The 20,977-nt window shown below is 30.8% G+C and carries 18 protein-coding genes; 14 read left to right on the top strand and 4 right to left on the bottom strand.

Going from position 1 to position 20,977, the window contains the following annotated elements:
• The first annotated feature begins 168 nt into the window (after positions 1-168).
• Entirely contained in the window at positions 169-1,497 is a 1,329-nt protein-coding gene (locus tag RH95_RS06085) for an ATP-binding protein (protein ID WP_010246067.1), read from the top strand.
• Between the two features lie 56 nt (positions 1,498-1,553).
• Here RH95_RS06085 and RH95_RS06080 read toward each other — a convergent pair whose 3' ends face one another.
• Positions 1,554-2,147, bottom strand: coding sequence for a leucine-rich repeat domain-containing protein (locus tag RH95_RS06080; protein WP_010246064.1), 594 nt, complete (start codon positions 2,145-2,147; stop codon positions 1,554-1,556).
• Between the two features lie 401 nt (positions 2,148-2,548).
• On the opposite strand from RH95_RS06080, the gene RH95_RS06075 reads away from it, so the two are divergent.
• From RH95_RS06075 to gloB, 5 genes are all read left to right on the top strand, one after another.
• Complete coding sequence (locus RH95_RS06075) at positions 2,549-3,844, top strand: hypothetical protein (RefSeq protein ID WP_010246061.1); 1,296 nt, start codon at positions 2,549-2,551, stop codon at positions 3,842-3,844.
• A 157-nt stretch (positions 3,845-4,001) separates the two neighbouring features.
• Entirely contained in the window at positions 4,002-4,520 is a 519-nt protein-coding gene (locus RH95_RS06070) for a methylated-DNA--[protein]-cysteine S-methyltransferase (RefSeq protein WP_010246058.1), read from the top strand.
• Between the two features lie 123 nt (positions 4,521-4,643).
• Positions 4,644-4,925, top strand: a complete 282-nt coding sequence (locus RH95_RS06065) for a co-chaperone GroES (protein WP_010246055.1) — start codon at positions 4,644-4,646, stop codon at positions 4,923-4,925.
• Between the two features lie 11 nt (positions 4,926-4,936).
• Positions 4,937-6,559, top strand: a complete 1,623-nt coding sequence (gene groL, locus RH95_RS06060; protein ID WP_010246050.1) for a chaperonin GroEL — start codon at positions 4,937-4,939, stop codon at positions 6,557-6,559.
• Positions 6,560-7,019: 460 nt separating this feature from the next.
• Positions 7,020-7,709 carry a hydroxyacylglutathione hydrolase gene (gene gloB / locus RH95_RS06055; RefSeq protein ID WP_010246048.1) on the top strand — a complete coding sequence of 230 codons (690 nt, stop codon included), beginning with the start codon at positions 7,020-7,022 and terminating at the stop codon, positions 7,707-7,709.
• A 71-nt stretch (positions 7,710-7,780) separates the two neighbouring features.
• Here the strand turns inward: gloB and RH95_RS06050 are convergent, their stop codons facing one another.
• The 3 genes from RH95_RS06050 to RH95_RS06040 form a co-directional block, all read right to left on the bottom strand.
• Positions 7,781-9,121 (bottom strand): sodium-dependent transporter, encoded by a 1,341-nt coding sequence (locus RH95_RS06050; RefSeq protein WP_010246045.1) that lies wholly within the window; start codon positions 9,119-9,121, stop codon positions 7,781-7,783.
• A 122-nt stretch (positions 9,122-9,243) separates the two neighbouring features.
• Entirely contained in the window at positions 9,244-10,887 is a 1,644-nt protein-coding gene (locus RH95_RS06045) for a tryptophanase (protein WP_010246042.1), read from the bottom strand.
• 363 nt (positions 10,888-11,250) lie between these two features.
• A complete protein-coding gene (locus tag RH95_RS06040; protein ID WP_010246039.1) occupies positions 11,251-12,141 on the bottom strand; it encodes a fructose bisphosphate aldolase in 891 nt (296 codons plus the stop codon).
• Positions 12,142-12,230: 89 nt separating this feature from the next.
• Here RH95_RS06040 and RH95_RS06035 point away from each other — a divergent pair, with 89 nt between their 5' ends.
• The 8 genes from RH95_RS06035 (at position 12,231) to RH95_RS06000 (ending at position 20,892) form a co-directional block, all read left to right on the top strand.
• Positions 12,231-12,809 (top strand): ribonuclease H1 domain-containing protein, encoded by a 579-nt coding sequence (locus RH95_RS06035; RefSeq protein ID WP_010246036.1) that lies wholly within the window; start codon positions 12,231-12,233, stop codon positions 12,807-12,809.
• On the top strand, positions 12,806-13,225 hold the full coding sequence (locus RH95_RS06030) for a deoxycytidylate deaminase (RefSeq protein WP_010246034.1): 420 nt from the start codon (positions 12,806-12,808) through the stop codon (positions 13,223-13,225). The genes RH95_RS06035 and RH95_RS06030 overlap by 4 nt, the downstream gene beginning before the upstream one ends.
• A 19-nt stretch (positions 13,226-13,244) precedes the next feature.
• Positions 13,245-13,661, top strand: coding sequence for a large conductance mechanosensitive channel protein MscL (gene mscL / locus RH95_RS06025; RefSeq protein WP_010246031.1), 417 nt, complete (start codon positions 13,245-13,247; stop codon positions 13,659-13,661).
• A complete protein-coding gene (locus RH95_RS06020) occupies positions 13,658-14,692 on the top strand; it encodes a patatin-like phospholipase family protein (RefSeq protein ID WP_010246028.1) in 1,035 nt (344 codons plus the stop codon). The genes mscL and RH95_RS06020 overlap by 4 nt, the downstream gene beginning before the upstream one ends.
• Positions 14,682-15,311 carry an NUDIX hydrolase gene (locus RH95_RS06015; protein ID WP_010246025.1) on the top strand — a complete coding sequence of 210 codons (630 nt, stop codon included), beginning with the start codon at positions 14,682-14,684 and terminating at the stop codon, positions 15,309-15,311. The genes RH95_RS06020 and RH95_RS06015 overlap by 11 nt, the downstream gene beginning before the upstream one ends.
• A 302-nt stretch (positions 15,312-15,613) precedes the next feature.
• Positions 15,614-16,600 (top strand): resuscitation-promoting factor, encoded by a 987-nt coding sequence (locus RH95_RS06010; RefSeq protein ID WP_010246021.1) that lies wholly within the window; start codon positions 15,614-15,616, stop codon positions 16,598-16,600.
• A 157-nt stretch (positions 16,601-16,757) separates the two neighbouring features.
• A complete protein-coding gene (locus RH95_RS06005) occupies positions 16,758-17,648 on the top strand; it encodes a hypothetical protein (RefSeq protein ID WP_010246018.1) in 891 nt (296 codons plus the stop codon).
• A 478-nt stretch (positions 17,649-18,126) separates the two neighbouring features.
• Positions 18,127-20,892, top strand: a complete 2,766-nt coding sequence (locus RH95_RS06000; protein WP_010246015.1) for an S-layer homology domain-containing protein — start codon at positions 18,127-18,129, stop codon at positions 20,890-20,892.
• Positions 20,893-20,977 lie beyond the last annotated feature (85 nt).

Genomic DNA, 20,977 nt, shown 5'->3' with positions numbered 1-20,977 from the left:
GTTGAGGTCTTTTATTTTGCAAAAAATAAAAAGTGCGGGATTGTAATATTTTACACTTAAAAAAAGTGCGGGATTATGATATTATTAAGATATAAAAAGTGCGGGATTGTAATGTTTTGCACTTAAAAAAAGTGCGGAATTACAAAATAAGGCTTATAAGGAGGATTTATGTTTAGAAGAAAAATATATAGAGAACTTTTAGAATGGAAAAATTCTTCAAAGTCGAAAACAGCACTCCTTATAGAAGGAGCAAGACGCGTAGGGAAGTCTACAGTCGCAGAAGAGTTTGCAAAAAATGAATATGAAAAATACATTTTGATTGATTTTGCTTATGCTACAGATTCGGTGAGAGATTTATTTAATGATTTATCAGATTTGGATTATTTTTTCTTGCAACTTCAATTGCAGTATGGAGTTAATCTCGTTGAAAAGAACTCTCTTATAATTTTTGATGAAGTTCAATTCAATCCAAAAGCTAGACAGGCAATAAAGTTATTGGTAGCAGACGGAAGATATGACTATATTGAAACAGGATCTCTAATATCAATTAAAAAGAATGTAGAAAACATTTTGATACCAAGTGAAGAACATAAAATTAATATGTATCCAATGGACTTCGAAGAATTTTTATGGGCAACAGGAGATATAGAAACTTCACAATTGTTAGAAAAAATTTATAAAAATAAAATTTCTATTGGACAAGAACAAAATAGAAATATGATGAGAAAATTTAGACTTTATATGCTTATAGGAGGAATGCCTCAAGCTGTACAAGAGTATATAAGTTCAAATAATTTGGAAATGGTTGATCGAGTAAAAAATGAAATAATAGAACTTTACGAAAAAGATTTTTACAAAATAGATTATACAGGACAGATTTCAGAATTATACGACAGTATACCTTCCGAACTTAACAAGCATTCATCAGCTTATCAAATAACAAGTGTCATAAAAAATGGCAACAAAGAAAGTATAATGTCGAAAATATCAGAATTGAAATCATCAAAAACAGTTTTAACTTCTTACAATGTTCTAGATCCCAATGTAGGACTTTCAAGCATGGCAAATAGAAATAAATTTAGGCTTTATTTAAGCGACACAGGTCTTTTAGTGTCACTTATGTTTAAAGATCGAGAGTTTACAGAAAATATAATTTATAAAAAACTTTTAAGTGATAAATTACAAACAAATTTAGGTATTTTGTATGAAAATGCAGTTGCACAAATTTTAGTGTCAAAAGGCTACAAACTTTATTATCACACATATCTTGATAAAATAAAAAAGAGAAATTATGAAATCGACTTTATTATTCCAAAAGAATCAAAAATATCTCCCATAGAAGTAAAATCATCTGGATACAAGGCGCATAAGTCTTTGGATAATTTTTCTGTCAAATATTCCAATAGAATAAAAGAAAAAATAGTAATATACACAAAAGATTTAAAGATAGAAAATAATGTGACATATCTTCCTATTTATTTAACTATGTTCTTGTAGATAAAAAAACTGTTGCCAAAAAAAGCAACAGTTTTTTGTTAAAGTTTTTTAAATCTTCAGCCTTTTTTTACAACAGTATTTTCTTCGAAAGCTCTATCGTCAAATTTTTCAATTCCAGCTGGCACATTTACTTCCATAATGTTATTTTTTCTGAAAGCATACATGTCAATTTTCTTAATGTTTTCTGGCAATTTAACTTCAGTTAAATTATTTTTGTAGAAAGCACTAACTCCAATAAATTCAACAGTGTCTGGAATATTAATTTCGCCAATTTGATTTAGAGAAAAAGCATTATCGCCAATGTATTCTACTTCTTTAGGCATTTTAACATCAGTTAATTTATTTCTGTAAAATGCATAAGAGTCAATCTTTTTAACAGCATCAGGGATAATAACTTCAGTTAAGTTATTTACGCCAAAAGCTTCATACTTAATTTCTTCAACAGTTTCTGGAATTACAACTGAATTAAGCTTTCTTCTAAAGAAACATTGTTCTCCAATAACTCTAATTTTTGTTCCATCAGGGCCTTCAGTAGGCACTACCATGTCAAAGTATCCATTTTCTTTTATTTTGTCTTTGCCTTTTCTTGTCATTCCTTTTAGAACATCGCCATCAAATATAAAATCGTCAAACTCCCAAGGTTTTTCCATAGTATGTATGTCCTCCCCTACATAAAATTTTTCTTATCTACATTATAACATAGTGTGCACAAATTATAAAGGAAGCTTGTAAAACAGACAAAGATGAACATTTTTTATTAATAAAGAAAACTTATTTACTAAAAGTTTGAATTAATTAAAATATCTTACTAAATATAAATAATATCTATTTAGTTGGGTAACAATATAATAAGAGAAATGAAAGAAGAATAAAATAGGAATAAAAATAAAGAAAAATTAAATAAGTAGTAAAATTTTCGTAAAATCCGCAGGAAAAGGTAATCTTGAGTTGACCTTATTTTATTTTGATATTATAATCTACTAAAGCAAAACAAAAATAAAGACTTTAAAGTGGAATGGTTAAATGCAAGAACTAAAAATAGGAGGAAGTAATGGATAATAAAAATTTTTTTGAAGATATGTTAGAAATGCAAAAGAATATTTTTGACAATCAAAAGGAAGCTTATAGTAAGTTTATGGAATCTTTCAATTTTGGAAATTTCAAATCCTTTGGACCAGATATGTTTGTAAATAGTTTTAAAAATCCAATGGAATTTTTCACTGATTATAAACAAATGAATCAAAAGTTTGAAGATAATTTCAAAGACTTTTTCAATCAAGTGCCTGGATATAAGGAATCAATGGAAAACTACAACAAGAATGTTGAATTTTTAAACAGACTATATCTTGCTTATGGCGACTTTTATAAAGATTTAGACATTGTTTCAGCACAAAATAAATTAATTGAATTATTTGAAATTTATAGCGACGAGTTAGTTGATATGTCTAAAAAGTATTTCTACAAGTTGATACCAGATAGTTATTACAGAATTGTGGAAAACTTCAATTTAGAAAAGTTTGTAAGACCAGTGGTTCAAAATTCTAAGAAATCAATTGACTTTTATGAAGAAGCTATTAAAAATAGACCTGAACTATTAGTTAAAGATGTAAGAGATTTTTATCAAGGAATTCTGGATAAAATTTTTGAAATGCCAACTATTGGTGTAAGTGATGGGGAAAAGATAAAGTCTAAAAAAGAACTTGAAAATTATCTTGAACTTGAATTAAAGCTTCTTGAATTTAATTTATTCTTGGAAAAGAAAAATCAAGAAACAGCACTAAAGGCTCAAAGGAATTATATTGATGGTCTTGAAACTGAAGCATCATTAGAAGATTTTTCTGATTTCTTCAGATTCTATATGAGAAATTTTGAAAGAGCTTATAAGGATCTTGTAAATTCTAGTGAATACAAAGAAAAGGCTCAAGAAATTATAGATATAGTTGAAAAAAATAAGGATGCTTACAGAGAAAGATTGGCAGAAAAGCTAAAAGACATTCCAGTTGCAACAGCAAAAGATGCTGAAAAGTTCTTAGGTGAAGTTGAAGATCTTGCAAGGGAATTTGAAAATGAAAAGCTTGCTAAGTCAAGTCTAGAAAATATTGTTACACAAAATAAGATCGATTCCGAAAAGGAAATTAGAGAACTTAGAGAAGAAGTTAGAAAATTAAAAGATGAAAATGCTAAGGTTAAAGCTGGACAAAATTTAGAAGTTAATAAAGAAATCGAAGATCTTAAGAAAGAATTAAAAGAAATAGAAACATTAAGAAAAGAAGTTAAAGAAGTAGAAGTTCTTAAAAAAGAAATAGAAGCTTTGAAAAAGTCAAACAACAACACTAAGACTAAATAAAAGTGAATAAATTAACTGGTGATATTTTTCATAAAACCATCTCCTTAAAATCTGCAGGGAAGTCTGCAGATTTTTTCTGCAAAAAATGGTTATAAATTTAAATCTTATATAGTATATAAAGTAATTAGATTAAGAGTTAAAAAGTTTAGAGGACAAAATGATATATTTAGATAATTATAAATCTCCATTAGGAAATATTTTAATAGCATCAGATAAATGCGGTTTGACAGGCCTTTGGTTTGAGAATCAAAAATATTTTAAAGAAAATTTAAAAGAAGATGTTATTTTTAAGGAAAATAATTTTATAAAAGATACTAAGGACTATCTTGATATTTATTTTTCTGGGAGAAATCCAAGTTTTACGCCAAAAGTTCACATGATGGGTACAGACTTTAGAAGAGATGTTTGGAAAATTTTACTTGATATACCTTATGGAAAGACTACAAATTATAAAAGTATTGCACAAAAACTTGTTGAGGAAAAAGATTATAAGAAAATGTCTTCTCAAGCAGTTGGTGGTGCAGTATCACACAATCCAATTTCTATAATAATCCCCTGCCACAGAGTTGTTGGAAAAGATGGCAATTTAACAGGATATGCTGGAGGAATAGATAGAAAAATTAAACTTCTCGAATTGGAAAAGATTGACATAGAAAATTTCTTTTTGCCTAAATAGAAGTGGAAAATTTTAAATTTTAATTTTGTTTTTATACTTGAAAAAATTTTTTATTTGAGTTATTATAATAGTGTTAGCAGAATAGAACAATGAGTGCTAATTATTTATTGGAGGTTGAAATAGATGAAACTTAGACCACTTGATGATAAGATCGTCATTAAAAAAATTGAAAAAGAAGAAACAACTACTTCAGGAATTGTACTTCCTTCTTCAGCAAAAGAGGAATCAAATATAGCAGAAGTTGTTGCAACAGGAAATAAACTAGATACAGATGAAGATATGAAGGGCCTTGTAAAAGTGGGCGACAAAGTTATTTTTTCAAAATATGCAGGAAATGACATTGAACTTGATAAGGAAAAATACACAATTATTAAATTCCAAGATATCTTGGCAGTAATTGAATAAGGAGAGATAAAATGGCTAAGGAAATTAAATTTTCAGAAGATGCTAGAAAAGGATTAATTAAAGGAATAAATACTCTTGCAGATACAGTTAAAGTTACTCTTGGACCTAAGGGTAGAAATGTAATTTTGGACAAAGAATATGGAACGCCACTTATTACTAATGATGGTGTAACTATTGCAAGAGAAATTGAATGCGAAGATAAATTTGAAAACATGGGAGCTCAACTTTTAAAAGAAGTTGCCACTAAAACAAATGATGTAGCCGGTGATGGTACTACAACAGCAACTCTTCTTGCACAAGCAATTATAAGAGAAGGAATGAGAAACCTTGCTGCAGGTGCAAATCCAATGGTTCTTCAAAAAGGAATTGAAAAAGCAGTTGATAAGGCAGTTGAAGAAATCAAAAACTTTTCAACAGAAGTTTCTTCAAAAGAAGCTATTGAACAAGTAGCATCTATATCTGCTGCTAATGAACAAGTTGGAAAACTTATTTCAGAAGCAATGGAAAAAGTTGGAAATGATGGTGTAATCACTGTTGAAGAATCAAAATCAATGGGAACAAGCCTTGACGTAGTTGAAGGTATGCAATTTGACAGAGGGTATCTATCTCCATATATGGTTACAGATTCTGATAAAATGGTTGCAGAATTAGAAGACCCATATATTTTAATTACGGATAAAAAGATTTCAAATATTCAAGAAATTTTGCCACTTCTTGAACAAGTTTTACAAGAATCAAAACCACTTTTAATTGTAGCTGACGACATTGAAGGTGAAGCACTTGCTACACTTGTTGTAAACTCACTTAGAGGAACATTAAATGTTGTTGGAGTTAAAGCTCCAGGATATGGCGACAGAAGAAAAGATATGTTACAAGATATAGCAATCTTAACTGGTGGACAAGTTATTTCTTCTGACCTAGGTCAAGATCTTAAAGATGCAACAATTGATATGCTAGGGTCAGCAGCAAAAGTTAGAGTTGAAAAAGAACTTACAGTTATAGTAAATGGAAATGGCGAAAAATCTGAGCTTGACAACAGAATCAGCCACATTAAAAATCAAATTGAAGAATCTGATTCAGAATTTGACACAGAAAAATTACAAGAAAGACTTGCAAAATTATCTGGTGGAGTTGCAGTAATTCAAGTAGGTGCAGCAACAGAAGTTGAACTTAAAGAAAGAAAACTTAGAATCGAAGATGCACTTGCAGCAACAAGAGCAGCAGTAGAAGAAGGAATTGTTGCAGGCGGCGGAACTGTATTAATTGATTCAATAGATGCAGTATCAAAGGTAGTTGACGAATTGGAAGATGACGAAAAAACTGGTGCAAATATTATCTTGAAGGCATTAGAAGAACCACTAAGACAAATAGCAGAAAACGCAGGGTTAGAAGGCTCAGTAGTAGTAGAACAAGTAAAAACAAAAGAAAATGGAATTGGATTTGACGCATATAAAAAAGAATATGTAGATATGAAAAAAGAAGGAATAGTTGATCCAACAAAAGTAACAAGATCAGCACTCCAAAATGCAGCAAGCGTAGCATCAATGATATTAACAACAGAAGCAGCAGTAGCAAATATAAAAGAAGACGAACCAGAAATGCCAGCAATGAATCCAGGCATGGGAATGATGTAATTAATGGTAGTTTCAATCGTGACTGGTCACGATTGAAACGGTTTTTAAGCTGAAGGCGACAGAAGGGAGCCTAAAGCTATGAAGAACCTTATTCAGAAAAATAAGGGAATATAGATTTTTGGCGAGCAAAAATCTATGGAAAGACTTATCACGATTTCTGAGAAATCGGATCAAGTCTTAGTCAAAAATGTGACCAAGTAGGAAACATTTTTGAGTGATTTGGATATAAAGAAGTTAACTAAATAAGAGTAGGAAGTAGTCTTAAAAATAAGGCTACTTTTTTATATTCATACTGAGAGGGCGACTGCAAAAAACGACTGAAATGGAGTTTATTTAGAGAAATGAGATATTAAGAAACAAAAACTTAAACAAATAAGCTATGAAAAATCACTGTCTTTTAAATTATTTTAAGTAGTGTTTAAATCTAGTAAAGAAGAGTACTTATATTAAGAGGTGTTATATGTTTATTAATTATATAAAAGCTTTTGATGACAATTATATTTGGACAATTGAAAAGGACTATAAAATTATTGTGTTTGACCCTGGCGAAGCAAGTCCTGTAATAAATTATTTGAAAGATAAAAATCTTGATTATATTCTTTTAACTCACAAGCACAGTGATCATGTAGGTGGAGTGGCTGAACTTAAAAATAAATATGGATCAAAAGTTTATGGGCCCATTGAAACTAAAGAGTACAATAATGTTAATTTAAAAGATGGCGATGAATTTGAACTCTTGAGTGAAAATTTTAAAGTGATTTTAACAGGTGGACACACGAAAGGACACATTTCTTATTTGATGGGAGATAATTTATTTTGTGGAGATGCACTTTTTCTTGCGGGTTGTGGTAGAGTTTTTACAAAAAATTATAAAGCATCCTACGATGGACTAAGGAGATTAAAAAAGCTTGATGATAATACAAAAGTTTATGCTGCTCATGAGTACTCTCTTAATAATTTAAAATTTGCAAAATCTGTGATTTCTAATGAAGACTTGGATAAGGAATATGAAGAAGTAAAAAATTTGAGAAAAGAGGATAAAATTACACTTCCTTCAACAATTGGAATAGAGAAAAAAATAAATCCTTTCTTCATAGCAAAGGATTTAGATGAATTTATAGATTTTAGAAATAAAAAGGATAATTTTTAAATTAAAAGATAAGTTAAAAGTATAAAAGTGTTGGCGACAAACCAACACTTCTTATATTGCATAAAATTATATTAGCCAATTCCCCCTAGGATTGCTCCTGCAATGAGAGCCACAAGAGCGGCTGTTACATATACATATTTAGCTAGAGGATAATACCAACTGCCAATTTTTTTGCCAGAACCTTCATTTACTGCGTCAAGGGCATAATCTTTTCCTGCAACCCATAAGAACATTATTCCAGCAAGAGCAGCTCCAAGTGGACAAATATAGATTGAAATGAAATCCATCCAACCACTTACTATTGCTTGGATAAGTATTGCTACAATACATCCTATTACGTGAATTATAATTGTAGAATTTGCTCTTGATAAATTAAATTGTTCTTGCAAACATGCCACTGAAGTTTCATAAAGATTAATAAGAGAACTTATTCCTGCAAATAATACGCAAATGTAAAATATTATCCCAATAATTCTTCCAAAGGGCATTCCATTGAATACATTTACTAAAAAAATAAACATAAGTCCTGGGCCGCCTGTATCAAGAGGAGCATTGGCTGTTGCCATAGCTGGGATAATTACAAAAGCTGCTAGTAGAGCTGCAATTGTATCAAAAACAGCTACATTTCTAGCTGATGATGGTATATTTTCTTTTTTGCTGAGATAAGACCCATATATAACGGTTCCACTTCCTGCAACTGAAAGAGAGAAGAAAGCTTGTCCAAAAGCAAATATCCAAACTTTTGGATTTTTTAATCCTTTGGGGTCAACTGTAAAAATATATTTATATCCATCATTTGCACCTTCGAGAGTTATTATGTAAATTGCAAGTCCGACAAATAAAATAAATAATAGTGGCATCATAAATTTGTTTGCCTTTTCAATTCCATTAGAAACTCCCATAACCATAATTGCAAAACTTGCTATTATAGCTATTACAATCCAAAGATTTGCACCGCCTGCTGAAGCAGTTTCGCCAAAAGTAGAACCTATCAAGTCCATATCTTGTCCCATTTTATAAAGTTTACCTGATAGGGATAAGTATGTGTATTTAAAAATCCAACCCATTACACAAGTGTAACCTATTGAAAGAGCGAGAGAACCAAGGACAGGGATAAGTCCAATTATTTCGCCAATTTTTTTATTATTCCATTTAAGCTTGGTGCATTTTCCAAAGGCACCAACTGGGCCAGCTTCTGCTGATCTTCCAAGTGCCATTTCAGAAATTACGCCAGTAGATCCTATAAGTATTACAAAAATAAAATATGGTATTAAAAAAGTCATCCCGCCATAGGTCGAAACCATTATAGGAAATCTCCAAATATTGCCCATTCCTACAGCAGAGCCTATACACGCAAGTATAAAACCCCATTTACTTTGAAAACCATCACGAGTTTTTAAATTGCTTTCCATAAATTTTCTCCTTTTGGGTAGTATAGTGATGCCCCCACCTTTGTTGGAAGGGGCATAAGTTTTAAACTTTACAATATTTTAATTTTTACAATGAAATTATTTTTGATTAAATTTTATGCTAATTATTTTTCATCTTCAGAAGGCTCGTAAGTTTCTAAGAATGCGTGGAAGTGACGCATAGGGAGATCTTTTCCCTTAACTATTCTAATATTAGGAATAGTAGATCTGTCTTCGTAAAGAGCTTTGACAGCGGCAATTACATAATCCATATGTTCCTTAGAAAGTTGACTTCTATTTACTGCAAATCTAACAACATTTGCAACTTCTGCTTGTTGTTCTGGAGTTTTTAGATCGTATTCCATAGAATAATTGCCAAGTTCTGCAGTTCTAATTCCATAACGTCTAATTAACTCAACAGAAAAACCTTGACCAGCAAAAGTTTCTGGAGATCTCTTGTTGTCGAAGAATTCATCCATGTTTATATAAACTCCGTGACCACCAGCAGGAAGCACAACTCCTTTGACTCCGGCTTTATAAAAACCTTGAGCAAGATATTCACATTGTTTAACACGAGCATCAAGATAGTCGAATTTAGATGCTTCATAAAGACCAGCGGCAAGAGCCATAATATCTCTACCACTCATTCCGCCATAGGAATCATTTCCATATGAAGAAATTTGTTTAACCTTTAAAAGAATTCCAACATCTGTCTTAACAGAGCCATCTTCGTTGAAGTCAGAGAATTTTTTCCAGAATAAACCCTTATCTCTAAAAGCCAAAACTCCACCCATATTTGCGTGTCCATCTTTTTTAAGAGAAGCAGTGAATCCATCGCAATAAGAGAACATTTCTTTTGCAATTTCTGGGATAGATTTGTCAGCATAACCTTCTTCATTTACCTTGATAAAGTAAGCGTTTTCTGCCCATCTTGCGGCATCAAACATATAAGGAATGTCATATTTATGAGCAATTCTTGAACATTCTCTAAGATTTGCCATAGAAACTGGTTGACCACATACAGTGTTATTTGTAATAGTTGTATAAATTAGAGGAATATTTTCAGGCCCTAAATTTTCGATTAGTTCTTCTAATTTTTTTGTGTCCATGTTGCCCTTAAATGGATTTTTTTCATAGTGACCATTTTCAGGAACTTCCCACAAAAGTTCTTTGTTGTAGAGATTTCTTGGAATAGAACCCATTTGTTTAATATTTCCCTCAGTAGTGTCAAAGTGACCATTTGAAGGAATAGTATAAGTTTTTCCAGGTTCTCTACTATTTAAAATCTTTTTTACAAGTTCAAATAAAACTGATTCAGCAGCACGACCTTGTTGAATAATAAAAGTATTAGGTCTTTCCATTTGAGCAGAACCACCGTTAAAAAGACCACCTTCATATTCACAAAGGTAAACTTCGTTCATTAGTTTTTCCACATCAGTGCAATCAGTTCTTATAAGGTCGATAATTCTCTTTTGATCATCGCCTCTTTCAAAGACATCTCTAAAAGTGTCTAATAAAACATAATAACCTTTATTTCTTCCATAAGATTCATCGCCCAAAAACATAGCAGACCATTGAGAATCTGTCATGGCAGTTGTGCCAGAGTCAGAAAGCATATCAATAGTTAGCATTCCGGCAGGGAAGGCAAATTCATTGTAGTGAGTAGCTTTAAGAGCTCTTTCTCTTTGCTCAACTGTTACATTGGGAATATTTTTTGTCACATAAGTATAAGAATGTGGCGTAGGTACATCTAATTGGTACTTTTTCATAAAATAACCTCCATATAAATAAAAAATGATAAATTTACAGAGGAACCCCGGTCATTGACAAAAGTCAACTAGCGGACAGTATCCAAATTGAGAACCCCGGTTATCAAAAAGTTGATTGTAAATTAGCGAAAATTATTAAAATTCCACTAGCAAAAATAAAACATTTGATGAGCGGTCAGCACTCATAGATAAAGAACATTATCTATGCAATAGTTTATAACAATGAATAACCAAAGTCAATAATAATCTATATTGCAGGAATTAGAATTTTAAAAAAGTAAAACTGTTTTTGGATAGTAAAAAATCTCCAAAAAAATGGAGATTAAAAATAAGTTTTTTATTTTACTATTAATAATTTATTAATTATTTTTCAACAGATGCAGAATAGTTTTTTTCAATTGAATCATCAAGAGTTTTTGTAAATTCTTCGTCATTTTGATTTACATTTAGTCCTTCTGTCAAAGCCCTTGAGTAAGATGCAATTACATTTTTATTTTTTCTAAGTTTTTCATTTGCAAAATCTCTTGAGTATCCACCAGAAAGTGCTACAACTCTAACTGTTTGGCCATAATTATATAAATCTTCATAAAGATTTTCTTTTTCAGGAAGGGTTAATTTAAACATTACATAATTTTCTTTGTCAAGTTTTTTAAGACCTTCAATTAAATATTTTTTAAGTATTTCTTCTATTTCAGCTTTCTTTTCTGCGTGTATATCAACTTCTGGTTCAATTATAGGCACAAAGCCTGCGTTGGAAATCTTAATGGCATATTCAAATTGTTGTTCCACAACTCGTTTAATAGACTCTTCATTTAATTCCTTTATAACAGAACGCATCTTTGTTCCAAAAATATTTCTTTCTTTTGCATTTTCTAGAAGTTCGTCAATGTGTTTAAAAGGTTTCATAAGTTGAACGCCATCTTTTAATTCATCAAGCCCTTCATCGATTTTTAGAATTGGAACTATATGTTTTTCTTCCCAAAGATAATCTCCAGTGTATTTGTCAGAAACTTTTGAATTCATAGTGACTTTAAATAAAATTGCAGCTAAAATTCTATCGGATGTGAAAGATTCATTTGTTATAATTCTCTTTCTCATTTCATGTACGCATTCAAACATTTCTTCTTCATTAGAATAAGCATCTTCTTTTACCCCATAATTTAAAAGTGCTTTTGGTGTAGAACCACCTGATTGATCAAGCGCTGCTATAAATCCCTTTCCATTTTTCATTCTGTCAAATTGTTCTTTATTCATTTTTACCTCCAAAACTCTAGACTTATAATTACTTCTAATTATATAATATGTAGACAAAGTTGACAAATGACAAAGTTTTTGAGGTGAATATGAATTATTACGCAGTAAGAATTGGAAGAAATCCTGGAATTTACAAAACTTGGGATGAGTGTAAGAAAGAAGTTGCAGGTTTTAAAGGTGCAAGTTTTAAAAAGTTTTCTAAATTAGAAGATGCAAGAAGCTTTATAAATGAAAAAGAAGAGGCAAAAAGAGAAATAGCAAAAGATGACGAGCTAATTGCCTATGTAGATGGTTCTTATAGAAATTCTGATAAAAGCCACTCTTATGGGGTATATATGTACAATGATGAGGAAGAATATTCTTTTTCCAAAAGATTTTTTGAGGATTCAAAAATGAGAAATGTATCTGGAGAGATAAAAGGTGCAATGCGTGCCATGGAATTTGCAGAATCAATTGGAAAGAGAAAGATTTATCTTCATTATGATTATGAAGGCATAAGGTCGTGGGCTCTTGGATATTGGAAGGCAAACAAAGAAGGAACTATTTTTTATAAAAAATTTTATGACGAAATAAAAGATAAATTAGAAGTAAAATTTATAAAAGTAGAAGCACACACAGGAGTTAAGTACAATGAACTTGTGGACAAACTTGCAAAGGAGGCAAAATGAGAAAATCTTGGGATGAATATTTTATGGAGATAACTAAAATGGTAGCTACAAGGTCTACTTGTGATCGTGCCTTTGTAGGTTGTGTTCTCGTAAATTCTGACAATAGAATTATTTCAACAGGATATAATGGATCTGTCACAGGAAATCCTCATTGCGATGAAGTGGGGCACACTATGCGTGACGGACACTGCATTGCAACTATACACGCAGAGATGAATGCACTTTTGTATTGTGCAAAAGAAGGGATTTCTGTTAAAGGGGCAAAAGCTTATGTGACACATTTTCCATGCTTAAATTGCACAAAGGCACTTATACAAGCAGGAATTTCAGAAATAATCTACAAAGAAGCTTATAGAGTTGATGACTATGCTTTAGAATTAATCAAAAAAAATAATATAAAACTAAAACAAATTTAGAACAAGATTGGAGGAAAAGATGAAAGGATTTGCTGAAGAATTTAAGGAGTTCATTGCAAAAGGAAATGTAATGGACATGGCAGTTGGAGTTATAATAGGTGGTGCTTTTGGAAAAATAGTTTCAAGTCTTGTTGAGAATATTTTGATGCCACTTATTGGAATTTTAATTGGAGGAGTCAATTTTTCTGATCTAAGTGTAAAAGTTGGCACAGCAGAAGTAAAATATGGAATATTTTTGCAATCTGTATTTGACTTTTTAATTATTGCACTTGTCATATTTATAATGGTAAAACAAATCACTAAAGTGACTAATATGTTTAAAGAAGAAGAAACAGAAGAGCCAACAGAAAAAACTTGTCCATTTTGTAAATCTAAAATCGCAATTGATGCAACAAGATGTCCACATTGTACATCTGAACTTGGAAGTGCAAAATGAAAGAATGGGGTTTAGTATTAGAAGGTGGAGGGGCAAAGGGAGCATACCAAGTGGGAGCTTATTTTGCCCTTATGGAAATGGGATTTAACTTTTCCAAAATTGTGGGAACAAGCATTGGTGCTTTTAATGGTGCAATGTTTTCTCAAGGAGATGCCTTTAGATGCTTTAATCTTTGGAAGAACCTCGATTTTGAATCCTTTGAAGACGAAGTGAAAGAAGCAGAAGAAAATGAGGCCCTTCTAGATAAAATAGTTCAAAAGTTAAAAGATCACGATATAAAAATTCCTGAAATTAAAAAGTCACCCTATCCACTTTTTAGGTTAGTGGATAAATATATAGATGAAGATAAGCTTAGAAATTCTAGTATAGATTTTGGACTTTGCACTGTGAATGTATCTGATTTTAAAGTTGAAAAACTATTTAAAGAAGATATTGAAGAAGGACTTTTAAAGGACTATATAATTGCATCTTGTTATCTTCCCTTATTTAAGATGAAACCACTTCATGGAAAATATTTTTTGGACGGAGGATTTGCCTCACAAGCTCCAGTTGATATGATTGACAAATCCAAAATGGATGCCGTTGTAATAAGACTTCACAATAGTCCGCCTAGAAATGAAATTAAGGCAAAATATATAATAAAACCAAGTAAAAAACTTGGCTCAAGCATGGATTTTAATAGAGAAAAATCTGATGAGCTTATAAAAATTGGATATTTTGATGCCTTTAGAGAGGTAAAAGGCTTGAAGGGAGAATATTATTATATAAAACCAGTATCGGAAGAAGACAGTTTAAAATATATTTACAGGATGTTAAAAGACAGATTTGAAAGTTCTGAAAGTGAAGTTGTGAGAAAAATTTTTGAAGAACATGCTCCCAAAGTAGCAGAAGAATTTGACCTTCCAGACAATTTTAAATACGATGAACTTTTATATAGACTCTTGGAAAGAGAAGGAGAGAGGAAAAATCTAGATAGATTTAAAATTTATTCAGTAGAAGACTTTATGAAGGAGTTAGAGAATGGCTTTTGACATTGATTTTAAACTTATGAAAATAAAATCAAAACTAAAAAACCAAAAACCATCTCCCATAGATATTGAAAAGTCCTTTTCCGTCATGATTCCTTTAATAAAGAGAAAGGGCGATGTGCACCTTCTATTTGAAAAAAGAGCCTTAACTCTTAGAAATCAGCCTGGAGAAATTTCTTTTCCAGGAGGTCGCATTGAAGAAGGAGAAACTCCAGAAAAAGCTGCCATAAGAGAAACTTGCGAGGAACTATTAATAGAAGAAAATGAAGTAGAAGTTTACTCAGAGGGGGATTTTCTTGTAAATCCATATTCTGCAATTATCTATACTTTTTCAGGTGAAATAAAAAGAGATTTCTATGAAATAAATCCCTCAAAGGATGAAGTTGATAAAGTTTTTACAGTCCCACTGAAATTTTTCATAGAGAATGAGCCAAAGTCCTATCATTTAAATTTAAATGTAAATAGAAGTGAAGACTTCCCTTATCACTTGATACCAAATGGAGAAAATTACAAATTTAAAAGAGGAAGAGAAGAAGTTCTCTTCTATGAATATAATGGCGAAGTAATCTGGGGATTTACGGCAAAAGTTGCAAGACGATTTGCTGAAAAATTAAAAAAATAAACCCTATAAAATAAAAATTAAAATAAAGACAATATAAAAAGTTAAAATTGTAATATAAATGTAATACAGGATACAAAAACTCTAAATTTCAACGTTTAGAGTTTTTTATATTTTTATTTTGAAATATTTATAAAAATTCAGATAAAAAGAATAGCTTAATTTAGCGATTTTGTAGAAGAATTACAAAAAAGTAACAAAAAATTGACAAAAGAAGGATTTTCTAATATACTTTTATGAGGTTGAAAGAGGTTACAAAAAAGTAACAAAATTTACAAAATTGTAACGATTATGGAGGTTATTTTTTGAATAGAAAGAACATTTTTAAAAATGCGAAATTTATTTTAATTGCCCTAGTGCTTGTATCAGTCTTGACAATGGGTTTTAATACAGCTCTAGGTAGTGACGTAGAACTAGATATCAATGGAAATACTAAAACAGTGTTTACATATGAAAAGACAGTGGGCGACTTTTTGAAAAAAGAAGGAATAGTTGTGACAAATAAAGATTCAGTTAGTCCAGCAGTTGACGAAGAGATTACAAAGGATACTAAAATAGTTATAACTTCACCAAAATCTTATCATATAAAAGATGGAAACAAGACACTCATTGCAGAAACAAGTGGATACACAGTTTCAGATGTACTTGAAAATTTAAATATAAAATTAAATAAACTTGACAGAGTTTCCGTTTCTCTTGACGAAATAGCAACAGAAGGAATGGAAATAAAAATTGATAGAGTTGAAGAAGAAAATGTAGAAAACAAAGTAGAAATTCCTTTTGAAACAGAAACTCGTGAAAACAATGAAATGTTAGAAGGAGAAAAAAATATAATAACAGAGGGAAAAGCTGGAGAAAAAACTGAAACTGTAAAAAATACTTATGTAAATGGAGCTTTAGAATCATCAGAAGTTTTGAAAAGTGAAATTACAAAAGAACCTGTAAAAGAAGTAGCTGAAGTAGGAACAAGAAAAGCACCAGCAGCACCTAATGGTAAATCTGCAAAAAAAGTAATAGTGATGCAAGCGACAGCTTACGATCCAACAGCAGGATCAACAACTGCAACGGGAACTCGTGCAAGGGTTGGATCAGTAGCAGTAGATCCAAAAGTAATTCCTCTTGGATCAAAATTATACATTGAATCTATGGATGGATTCCAAAGTTATGGCTATGCAACGGCAGAAGATACTGGCGGAGCAATAAAAGGAAATAGAATTGATTTATTCTATGGCTCCAATAGAGAAGCAAATAATTTTGGAAGAAGAAATGTAAAAGTATATGTGCTTGATTAATTAATAAAATCAAAGGCTCTGGAAACAGGGCTTTTTTATTTTGAAATTTTTATCTTTTGAATAAGATAAGAAAATATAGAATATAAAGTTGAAAATAAATAACTTCTTCATTTAAAAGAACCTTTATTTAATTTATAATATATTTGAGGATGATTTTATGAAATTAGAAGAACATGAACTTGTCGATAGATATATTTATTATCTCAAGAGATACATTCCCTATGACAAACAAAAAATGGCAGAGAATGACTTTTTAGAAATATTAAGAGAAAGACTTCCGCAAATTTACACAGAAGATGACATAAAAAAAGAACTAAATAAAATGGGAAATCCCTACGAATTTGCAAACACATACACAGAAGGTGGCAAATTTCTTTTAAGTGGCAAAAATTATGAACTCTTTAGGTCTTTTTTGAAGATGCTCACAATTTCAGCTGCAATAGGAATAATATTATTTATCCTAAATTACTTCAACAGATTTATAAAGACAGATGTCTTTGAACTTCTAAAGAAAATAGTAGTAAATATATTTGCACTTAGCCTTTTACCATCGTGGATATGTGAAAAAATAAAAGCAACAAAAATTTTAAAAGCGTTAGTAGAAGATTGGGACATAGATAACTTATATGAATCAGTTGAATTAAAATTTGAAAAGTATCAAATGGGATTTTTAATTTTAAACTTTTCCATGTACTTTATGCTCCAAATCTATATAATAACAGCGAGTATTGACATTTCAGAAATGACATACACCTTTGTCATGTTTTTATTTTTTATAAATGTACTTCGCTTTAACTTGAGATTTTCAGAGAACACAATATTTTCAAAAATAATGTATTTGGAGTACTTTGTAGATTTGTTTACCATAATGAGTTTCACCATTATGACGAGATTTTTTATACCAAATGTGTTTATGATAAAGATTATAATATTCTGCAATGTGCTTAACTTAATCTCAAACACTTACACTATTTCTAAGAGTAAAAATATATTGGAGTCGAGAAAAAGAAGAAAAAAAAGTAGAAAGAAAAATAATAAGAGAAGATAACCTTGCAGTGGCGAGGTTATTTTTTATGCCCAAAGTACTAAAATTGTATTCAGCTTAATAGAAATAGAAAAAAATCTTATAAAGCAAAAAATAATATGGATAAAAAGATAAATACAATAGATATAAAAATAAGACAAAAGTGAAAAATAAAATTTATTGCAAAAATGTAACCCCTTTGTTATAATTTTACATACGGTCGCAAGACCTTTCTATTGGGGCTAGAAGATGTTTCAGTAAAAACAATTGCTACATAATATTTCAAAAGAATTTCACGAACTTCGTTTATGTAATGTAATTGTAATTTTACAAAAGAACTTTCTAGTGTATAATAGAAACATAAGAGGAACATGACAACTAAATAAAACCGAAATAAGGCGATATTTATTTGTCACCTCTGAGTCGAGATAGTTCAGTCTCGGCGACAAAAGTTTAAGACTTTTGTAGAATCTACAAAATTTTTAAGGAGGTCGAAAGACAAATGAACAAGAAAATTATTTCTCTAGTACTAGCACTAGTAATGGTACTAGGATCATTCACAAGTGTCTTCGCCGCTGAAACAAAAAAAGATGATGCTAAAGCAGAATCTAAAGAAAAAGTTGAAAAAGTAGTTGGAAAAGATAACAAAATCCAATACATTATCGACAAAAAACTTGTTGAAGGCTACGAAGATGGAAACTACGGACTTGATAAAAACATCAAGAGATCCGAAATCACAAGATTACTTGTACTAGCTAATGGTAATGAAGAATTATCAAAACAATTACAAGGATCAATGCAAGTATACAATGACGTTAAACCAGAACACTGGGCTAACGGAGTTATCACAGTAGGTACAACAGTACCATCTGATGCTAACGGAATTGCAATGCTAGCAGGATACCCTGATGGATCATTCAAACCAGAAAATGATGTAACTTACGCTGAACTTGCTAAAATGTTAGTAGTTCTTGCAAAAGAAGATTTAACAGCTGATATGGTTAAAAACGCTACTTGGGCATCTTCTTGGATGACTTGGGCAGCACAACTTGGAATTCTTGACGATGTAACAATTGCAGATTCTAACAAAGCAGCTAACAGAGCAGATGCATTCACTATGATTTACAATGCTCTTTACAAAATGCAAGAATTCAAGAGAACACCTTCTAACGAAACTAGAGGTATTGTTTCTAACCTAACTAATAGCAAACTTACTCTTAACCAAGATAAAGACAAAGAATACAAAATCACAAGCGATACAGTTATCGTAGATGGCGACAATGGTAGAAAACAAATCGTTAAAGTAAAAACTGTTGACAATCTTGATCTTTACAAAGGATCTCTAGTAAGAATTCTTACTAATGATAAAAACGAAGTAACTCACATCCTTGAACTTGGTAACCCAGAAGACTTAGCTAAAAGTAACCACAACGGTCTTTTAGATGAAGACAATAACATCTGGGAAGGCGTAGCAGATGCAACTGTAAAAACTGATTATTACAAAGACATCGTAACAATGAAAGATGTTAAACAAAAAGACATCAACAAAGCTTACGCTACAATCAAATTAAACTCAAGTGCAACAAAAGGTAAATACATCAAATTCTTTGATGCTAAAGAAAAACCAATAAGAGAATTAAAAATTAATGACAAAACTGAAGTTTATGTAGCTAATCCTTATAACAACATTATGAGAGAAGTTAAAGACATTAACGAAGCACTTTCATTAATTGGTTTCCACAACTACAAAGACGATTACAAAATCGCTAACGTATACGCTGGATTCGACACAGATGATCACAAATCAGCTGTAAAAGGATATGATTCTGAAAGAAACACAGCTAGAGTTATCGTATTTAACGTAGTATCTAAAGATAACGATGGAGATCGTTACAGAGTAGTTCAAGATTCTTCTTCTAAATACTCAAATACACTTGAAGACGTAGACGGTAAACTTTATGACAGAGATAATGTTCTTAACAAAGCACACTTCCCACTAAACTATGGTGACAAGTATGACGTTATAGAACTTCGTGGTGATGCTATTGAAAAAATAATCGATCACAGCGAAACTAAAGATTACCCAGTAGTTAAAGTAGAAAAAGTATTTGACAATGATGAAATCAAAGTAATTGATAGATTTGACAACGAAACTCTTCTTTATGTAGGAGACGCTGACATCTTCAATGCAAAACAATATAAAGACCTTGAAAAAGGAGATTATCTACAATTTGCAGCTAACGATAAGAATGCAAGAGATATAGATGCAGTATCTATTTTCGAACCATCTAAATATATCGAAGACAAATTTGATGAATCTGGATCAGTTCTTAACGTTGTTAATGGAATTGAAGGACACACTGTTGTAGGAACAATCAAATGGGTTGGAGAAAAAGAAGTAGAAATTAAGGTTGAATCTGACAATTGGGATAAAGATCTTAACAAGACTACTAAGACTTACAAAGTTGACAAAGAACTTGCTACTGTATTAAAAGACTATGTAGGCAAGGAAGTTATCTTTAAAGCTGAAAACAAAAAACATGATGACAATGTTAGAGCTTATGACTTTAGATTAAATGATGGAAAAGAAACTCCAATCAAACCTAAGTCAAATAAGAATATGACAGATCTTGAAAAAGCTCTTAATAAATATTACGAATCTAAGTTAGATAATGATGCTAAAGAAGCATTTGAAAAAGCTGTAAATGATGCAGATGCAACTTATGCTGAAAAGAAAGCAGCTAAAGAAAAAGCTCAAAAATATTTCGATGAAGTTTATACTCCAGCTAAAGATGAAGTTGATAAATTAACTCCAGTTCTTACTGATAAAGCAACTAAAGAAGAAGTTAAAGCTGCTAAAGAAAAATTAGCTAAAGCTGAAGAAAAATTAGCTAAAGTTAAAGATTCTGAAGCTAAAGATGCTCTTCTAGCAACTGTAAAAGCTTACAAAGAAGGTATTAAAACAGCTGAAGATGCATTAGCATTAGAAGAAAAACAAACTGCTTATAATAATTATGCAGACGCTGTATTTGCAAAATTAGAAGGTCTTAAAGTAAAATCTTCTGATTCAAAAACTGAATTTGAAGCAAATGTTAAAGCTGCAGTTGCAGAAGCAATTAAAGGTTTAGAAGCACCAGCTGACGCTAAAGTTGTTGTTGGTGACGTTGATGCTACTGCTAAAACTGTTAAAGTTAAAGTAGTATCTGACAATGTTAAAATTGACCAAACTAAAGGTGCTGAACAAGAAATTACTTTAACTGTAAAATAATTAGTCTAACTAATTAATAAAGATAAAACCTGAGGAAAACCTCGGGTTTTTCTTTTTTTTACATAATTAAAATATATAAAAAAGT

Origin of the sequence: Peptoniphilus rhinitidis 1-13, from assembly GCF_000246925.1 — a bacterium.
In the GTDB taxonomy this organism is placed as follows: domain Bacteria; phylum Bacillota; class Clostridia; order Tissierellales; family Peptoniphilaceae; genus Peptoniphilus_A; species Peptoniphilus_A lacydonensis.
The sequence above is the reverse complement of the archived record's forward strand: the minus strand, read 5'-3'. Positions and strand labels throughout refer to the sequence as shown.

What these genes read in the sequence shown, in the direction of transcription:
- RH95_RS06085 (WP_010246067.1), top strand. Translation starts at nt 169, where the DNA reads ATGTTTAGAAGAAAAATATATAGAGAACTTTTAGAATGGAAAAATTCT.
- RH95_RS06080 (WP_010246064.1), bottom strand. Translation starts at nt 2,147, where the DNA reads ATGGAAAAACCTTGGGAGTTTGACGATTTTATATTTGATGGCGATGTT.
- RH95_RS06075 (WP_010246061.1), top strand. Translation starts at nt 2,549, where the DNA reads ATGGATAATAAAAATTTTTTTGAAGATATGTTAGAAATGCAAAAGAAT.
- RH95_RS06070 (WP_010246058.1), top strand. Translation starts at nt 4,002, where the DNA reads ATGATATATTTAGATAATTATAAATCTCCATTAGGAAATATTTTAATA.
- RH95_RS06065 (WP_010246055.1), top strand. Translation starts at nt 4,644, where the DNA reads ATGAAACTTAGACCACTTGATGATAAGATCGTCATTAAAAAAATTGAA.
- groL (WP_010246050.1), top strand. Translation starts at nt 4,937, where the DNA reads ATGGCTAAGGAAATTAAATTTTCAGAAGATGCTAGAAAAGGATTAATT.
- gloB (WP_010246048.1), top strand. Translation starts at nt 7,020, where the DNA reads ATGTTTATTAATTATATAAAAGCTTTTGATGACAATTATATTTGGACA.
- RH95_RS06050 (WP_010246045.1), bottom strand. Translation starts at nt 9,121, where the DNA reads ATGGAAAGCAATTTAAAAACTCGTGATGGTTTTCAAAGTAAATGGGGT.
- RH95_RS06045 (WP_010246042.1), bottom strand. Translation starts at nt 10,887, where the DNA reads ATGAAAAAGTACCAATTAGATGTACCTACGCCACATTCTTATACTTAT.
- RH95_RS06040 (WP_010246039.1), bottom strand. Translation starts at nt 12,141, where the DNA reads ATGAATAAAGAACAATTTGACAGAATGAAAAATGGAAAGGGATTTATA.
- RH95_RS06035 (WP_010246036.1), top strand. Translation starts at nt 12,231, where the DNA reads ATGAATTATTACGCAGTAAGAATTGGAAGAAATCCTGGAATTTACAAA.
- RH95_RS06030 (WP_010246034.1), top strand. Translation starts at nt 12,806, where the DNA reads ATGAGAAAATCTTGGGATGAATATTTTATGGAGATAACTAAAATGGTA.
- mscL (WP_010246031.1), top strand. Translation starts at nt 13,245, where the DNA reads ATGAAAGGATTTGCTGAAGAATTTAAGGAGTTCATTGCAAAAGGAAAT.
- RH95_RS06020 (WP_010246028.1), top strand. Translation starts at nt 13,658, where the DNA reads ATGAAAGAATGGGGTTTAGTATTAGAAGGTGGAGGGGCAAAGGGAGCA.
- RH95_RS06015 (WP_010246025.1), top strand. Translation starts at nt 14,682, where the DNA reads ATGGCTTTTGACATTGATTTTAAACTTATGAAAATAAAATCAAAACTA.
- RH95_RS06005 (WP_010246018.1), top strand. Translation starts at nt 16,758, where the DNA reads ATGAAATTAGAAGAACATGAACTTGTCGATAGATATATTTATTATCTC.
- RH95_RS06000 (WP_010246015.1), top strand. Translation starts at nt 18,127, where the DNA reads ATGAACAAGAAAATTATTTCTCTAGTACTAGCACTAGTAATGGTACTA.